The sequence below is a fragment of the Mesorhizobium sp. M7A.F.Ca.MR.362.00.0.0 genome (assembly GCF_004023175.1).
Lineage (GTDB): Bacteria > Pseudomonadota > Alphaproteobacteria > Rhizobiales > Rhizobiaceae > Mesorhizobium.
In genome coordinates this window covers 2,697-8,530 of record NZ_RZTF01000242.1, presented here as the reverse complement: position 1 = coordinate 8,530, position 5,834 = coordinate 2,697, and the positions used below count along the sequence as shown (strand labels likewise).

Sequence of the window (5,834 nt, the reverse complement as noted above, 5' to 3'; positions counted from 1 at the left end):
GCCAATGTGCTGATGGCCGCCGCCGGCATCGTGACGGATGAGAGCCGCGATGACGAGCAGTAATCTGATTCCGGCCACCATCCTCAAGCGCAAAGCCGTCGTCTATGTACGTCAGTCCACGCAGGCGCAAGTGCAGCTTAATCTTGAGAGCCAGCGTCGGCAATATGAGCTGGTCGACGTCGCGCGGCGCTGGGGATTCCGCAAGGTTGAGGTGATCGACGAGGACTTGGGACGCACTGCAAGTGGAGCTGTGGAACGTCCTGGTTTCGAGCGCCTGGTCGACGATCTGTGCACCGGTCATGTGGGCGCTGTGCTCTGCCTGGAGGCGTCCCGCCTATCTCGCAACGGACCGGATTGGCATCGGCTGCTCGAGTTGTGCGGCGAAGTCGATGCACGGGTGATCGATCTGGACGGAGTCTACGATCCGGGGCTGCCGAAACGCCTGCTGCTCGGCATGAAGGGGAGCATAAGCGAGTTCGAACTCGGGGTGCTGCGTGCTCGCATGTACGAAGCTGCCCGTGCCAAGGCACAGCGCGGCGAACTGCGCATCTCTGTGCCCTTCGGCTACGTCTGGCACCGGGATTACGGTCTCGGGTTCGATCCCGATATACGCCTGCAGGAGACCATTCGCCTGATATTCGCGCGTTTCTGGCGCGCGACAATCAAGGTGAGGTGCGCCAGGCCAAGCTGGCGAGTTCCAGCCGGTGCAAGTCCGGCCCGGGTAAGGGGTAGCGCCCGCCCGGTAGTGAGTGTTGCGACGTGGGAGGTGACGACCACGGCGAAGCGTACACAGCAATCGTGTGGGGTGTGGGAGTGAGCCACGATAGTGATAAGATTGCAGGGGCCGAGACGTTCTCATCCGTCGAAGGCAATATGTGCGGAGCCGCTATGCGAGGCTCCGTCGCCCTGCCGGGGTCTAGGGCCACATCACGCACGAAAGGAACACGTCGGAACCTGGGAGATCTCCTGCCCGGCCGGGCGGCGATAGCCGTGTCGGTCCGCATCGGGAAGGCGAGGAGCCGTAGCCGGTGACGAACGGACAGGAGAAGTCTGACTCCGGCATAGTAGCCGTGAAGCCGACGAACAAAGCCGGGCAACCGGCGGCGGAGCCGGTGGAGCCAAGGCCGGAGACCAAGGAGAACGCGGAACAGCAACGCATGCACCGGACACAGAGCCGGGCTCGCATGTCCCAGTCGCTGGACCGCGTACGGCAAGCCGCAAGGCTGAGGAAGAAGGAACCGTTCACCGCGCTCTTCCACCATATCAATGTCGATACGCTGCGGACGGCGTTCTATGCGCTTAAGCGCAAGGCCGCCCCTGGGGTGGATGGCATGACATGGCAGGATTACGAGGCAGACCTCGAGCCTCGGCTCAGGGATTTGCACAGACGGGTCCAGCGGGGAGCGTACCGCCCGCAACCGTCGCGCCGGACGTTTATACCGAAGGCGGATGGGAAGCAGCGGCCGCTGGCGATTGCCGCTCTGGAAGACAAGATCGTCCAAGGGGCAACGGTCATGGTGCTCAATGCCATCTACGAAGGCGACTTCGTTGGCTTCTCCTACGGGTTTCGGCCCGGGCGAGGGCCGCACGATGCATTGGATGCACTGTGCGTGGCGATCGACAAGCGGAAGGTGAACTGGATTGTAGACGCCGACATCCAGAACTTTTCGGGGCGGTCAGTCAGGAATGGCTCGCTCGCTTCCTGGAACACAGGATCGGCGACAAGCGCATCATCCGCCTGATCCAGAAGTGGTTGAAGGCGGGCATCCTCGAAGACGGGATCGTGACTGTGGATGACAGGGGAACGGGTCAAGGCTCGGTGATTTCGCCGCTTCTGGCCAACATCTACCTGCACTACGTCTTCGACCTGTGGGCTCAGCGCTGGCGACAGCGCGACGCCTCCGGCGACATGATCATCGTGCGCTATGCCGATGATGTGATCGTCGGTTTCGAGCGCGAGGACGACGCTCGTCGCTTTCTCGATGCGATGCGTGCGAGGCTTGAGGAGTTTGCGCTGTCGCTCCACCCGGACAAGACCCGCCTGATTGAGTTTGGCCGCCTCGCGGCGGTCGACCGCAAGCAGCGCGGGCTCAGCAAACCGGAGACCTTCGCCTTTCTGGGGTTCACGTTCGTCTGCGGAAAATCACGTCGAGGGCGCTTCCAGCTTAAACGGAAGACCCGCGGCGACCGCATGCGGGCGAAGCTTCAGGACATTAAGGCGGAGCTGCGGCGGCGAATGCACTGGCCGATCCCCAAGCAGGGGAAGTGGCTGGGCCAGACCGTTGGCGGGCACTTCGCATACTTCGTGGTTCCAACGAATATCCGGGCGCTCACGGCGTTCAGGTATCGGGTGATCGACCTTTGGCGGCGTACGCTTCAGCGACGCAGCCAGAAGGACGGCGCTACGTGGGAACGGATCGCGCAGTTAGCCAACGACTACCTTCCCAAGCCTTGTAACCTTCATCCATGGCCGAGCGTCCGCTTCGCCGTCAAACACTCGAGGTAGGAGCCACGTGCGGGAAAGCCGCCTGCGTGGATCTGTGCGGGGCGCTCAGTAATGAGCGTCCCTACCGCGAAGTCTCTTCCAGATTGCATCACGAAGGCTATATTGGATGGAGCGAGTACGAACGGAACCAGGAACTTCTCGCCGCCAATGCCTATGGCAAAGCCGGCGGCGTCAAGTCGGGCCGCGGCGGTCGCGCGTTGCTCCCGGGTCTTCTCTCCTGCGGTCGATGCGGGCGAAGGCTGGTTGTCACGTATGCCGGACGTGGCCAAGGTTACCCGGTCTATCGTTGCGAGCGGGGCAACACCATGATGGCGCAGGCGCGATGCATGTCGTTCAACGGCTTTCGCACCGATGCGGCGGTGGCCCGCGAAGCCTTGGAGGCGGTTGCGCCGATGGCGATCGAGGCGGCGTTGGAGGCTGAACAGATGCAGCTGGAGAGCGAAGCCAGGCGGCGGCAGATGATCGAGATGGATCTGCAGCAGGCACGCTATGAGGCATCGCTCGCCGAGCGCCGCTATGCCGCCTGCGACCCGGAGAACCGGCTTATAGCGGCCCAGCTCGAGAGGAACTGGGAAGCTACGCTCAGGCGCGTGGAGACCTGCGAGGCCCGGCTCAGCGAAGTCCAGCGTATAGAGCCTGTCGACGCGATCCCTGACTTAACTGGCCTCGCCCAGGATCTCGAAGCCGCCTGGAATGCGCCGGGTGTCGATATGCGCTGCCGTCAGCAACTGCTGCGCGCGCTCATCAAGGACATTGTGGCGGACGTCGATGACGACGCGCGCGATGTGGTCCTGACCATCCATTGGCATGGGGGCCAGCATTCCCAGGTAAGGGTTCGCAAGCCCAAATCCGGAGAGCATGGCCAGAGTACGCCTGAGGAGGCTCTGGCGGTCATGCGATCCATGGCAACGCGATGGTCGGATGCCGAAATCGCCGCCACACTCAACCGCATGGGCATGAAGACGGGTCAGGGAAAGACCTGGACGGCGCGACGCGTCCAATCGCTGCGCACGGTGCACAAGATCAGCGGCTATCGCTCTTCCGACAAGAACGGCGAGTGGCTCACCATGTCGGACGCGGCCGCGAAGCTTGGCGTGTCGCACGTCAAAATCCGGCGGTTCGTCAGGGACGGCATATTGCCAGCCGAGCAGGTCATGCGCGGCGCGCCCTACCAGATCCGCGCCAGCGACCTTGAAGATGAACGGATCAAGGCCGATTTGGCGCGCAAATCTCCGCGTATCATCAACGACGATAATCAGAAATCGCTGTTTCCCGCCATTTGAAGAGGGGGTGCATAATGAATCAGTCTTCGCCTGGGGACGGATTGCCCGCTCGACGGCGTTGGAGTCGATATCGAGGCGGCCATCGTTCAGGAAGCGCTCGAGCGCCTCGCGACGGCTCCTGGCATAGCGGATCGCCGCGGCGAGTTTCGACTTGCCAGAGATACGGCTCAATTCCTTTTCCCAGAACGGCCAGAGATCGGCGACGATCGCGACCGACTGCTCCTGTCGCGCGGCCCGGCGGTCCTCAGGGTTCTGGCCTCGAATGCGTTCTTCGACCTTCCATAGTTCGGCCACGGTTTCGCTCGCCACGGCAGAGATGCCGGACACGTGCAATTCGTAGAACTTGCGCCTCAGATGCGCCTTATCTCGACCACCGGATAAGGCGCATTATCCAGGGCGAAGTTTTATCTCGGGTATTTGGCTGCGCACGCTGCATTTACGAGAGGTTGAGCCGTTCTGGTGTCCGGATAAAAGCTGCGGCAGGATCGTAGGATGCTTGCGAGCGAGGGGACGGACTTGCAGATACCGCTGCGCACATCGTCGACGATCGAGGACTATGTCGCCACGCAGGAGTGGCAGCGCGCGTATCTATCGGGCTGCCCGCTTCATCCGCACGGTGGCTGCGCCTTTCGACGCCATGGCAGCTATGCACGGCTGACCAGTCCCGGCGTGCGCATCGCCCGCTGGTATTGCCCGGAAGGGCGGATGACATTCAGCTTGCTGCCGGATTTCCTGGCAGCCCGTTTGCCCGGGCTGCTTGCAACGATCGAGTGCACAGTCGCGGTGGCGGCATCGGCGAGAAGCATGGAAGTGGCGGCGGATGCGCTGCGCGGACCGGAGATTGGCCTCGCGGCAGCGGTGCGCTGGCTTCGGCGGCGGGTCATTGCAGTGCGTGGGTCGATCATGGCTGTCAGGGTGATGGCGCCATCATTGGCGGCAGATGTGCAGGCGTGCGCGGCCGCAGCAGATGACGTACCGATGTTGCCCAAGTTGCGCCGGGCGCTGCCAACCCCGGCGCTGAGCTGCATCCCCGCTCCATTGGGCTTCGCTCCGGTAGCGCTTGGTGATGCCCGTGCCATGGCCCGGACGTCTGGAGCGCGCTGGGTCACGGGCTTCAGGGCGGCATCACCAGGTGCCTGCGGCCAACACGAAGTGGGGCCTGACCACAATCCCGCAGCCCGCTACGCTGGGTCGGTCAAGGTGACAGGATCGCCATGCAGACCGAACCCAATGTCACGCCCTCCGCCGAGGATATCTGTCGCGTTTGGCGCGCCGACCGCCGCCTGAGCAGTGGCGCAGCCATTGTTTACATGCAGAGGATCAAGCTGTTCCGCGCCTATTGCGTCGAACATGGGCTGGTGGAGCGCGGAGAACTCACCCTCGAACGCGTGAACCGCTTTATCGACTGGTATGCGCAACGGCGGAATCTCGATCCGCGTTCGCTACATCTTTTCCGGAGCGGTCTGCGGTCACTCAACCGGATCTATCATCGCTTGGGGTTAGCCCCACCGCCTTGGCGATCGCCGCGTCCGGCAAAGCCGCCGGCAACACCTTTGCTTTCGGAGTACGCCGATTATCTTCTGCGGCATCGCGGCAATCCGCAAGCGACTGTAGACCAAAAGCTGTATCAAATCGGCAAGCTTCAGGATCACCTGGCGCAGGCCGGCGAGGACTGGCATTCGATACGCTTGGTTGATGTCGACGCCTTTCTCGTCGCTTACGCACAACGATATTCCCGGTCGTACGTCAGTGGCGTCGCGTGCAGTATCCGCTGTTTCCTGCGTTTTCTGCATTGGAGCGGTCGCATTCCCGTCGATCTCAGCGAAGCCGTGATCGCGCCGGTGCAACCGCGCCTCGAGCGACCGCGGCGGGCACTCGCCTGGGAGGATGTGCAGCGCCTGCTGAAGGCGGTAGATCGGTCGACACCGATGGGACTGCGCGATTACGCACTCCTGTTGATGATGAGCACCTACGGTCTTGGAGCGGGCGAGGCCATCCGCTTGCGGTTCGAAGACATCGATTGGGAAGCCGGCACCCTGTCGGTC

At 62.8% G+C, this 5,834-nt stretch carries 2 protein-coding genes and 4 pseudogenes; 5 read left to right on the top strand and 1 reads right to left on the bottom strand.

Annotated features, from left to right (window positions below):
* Positions 1 to 49: 49 nt before the first annotated feature.
* The 3 pseudogenes from EOC06_RS24710 to EOC06_RS24700 all read left to right on the top strand — a co-directional run.
* Positions 50 to 649, top strand: a pseudogene (locus tag EOC06_RS24710) (recombinase family protein); the annotation flags it as partial.
* 508 nt (positions 650 to 1,157) lie between these two features.
* Positions 1,158 to 2,506: pseudogene (gene ltrA / locus EOC06_RS24705) on the top strand (group II intron reverse transcriptase/maturase).
* Positions 2,507 to 2,574: 68 nt separating this feature from the next.
* Positions 2,575 to 3,789, top strand: a pseudogene (locus EOC06_RS24700) (helix-turn-helix domain-containing protein); the annotation flags it as partial.
* 21 nt (positions 3,790 to 3,810) lie between these two features.
* On the opposite strand, the pseudogene EOC06_RS24695 reads toward EOC06_RS24700, so the two are convergent.
* Positions 3,811 to 4,146, bottom strand: a pseudogene (locus EOC06_RS24695) (transposase); the annotation flags it as partial.
* A 135-nt stretch (positions 4,147 to 4,281) separates the two neighbouring features.
* Between EOC06_RS24695 and EOC06_RS40940 the strand changes: the two are divergent.
* Both EOC06_RS40940 and EOC06_RS24685 read left to right on the top strand, forming a co-directional pair.
* Positions 4,282 to 5,076, top strand: coding sequence for a hypothetical protein (locus EOC06_RS40940; protein WP_206631251.1), 795 nt, complete (start codon positions 4,282 to 4,284; stop codon positions 5,074 to 5,076).
* The coding region (locus EOC06_RS24685) for a site-specific integrase (RefSeq protein ID WP_206631250.1) at positions 5,004 to 5,834 on the top strand (831 nt) is incomplete at its 3' end. The genes EOC06_RS40940 and EOC06_RS24685, both read left to right, overlap by 73 nt.

What these genes read in the sequence shown, in the direction of transcription:
- EOC06_RS40940 (WP_206631251.1), top strand. Translation starts at nt 4,282, where the DNA reads ATGCTTGCGAGCGAGGGGACGGACTTGCAGATACCGCTGCGCACATCG.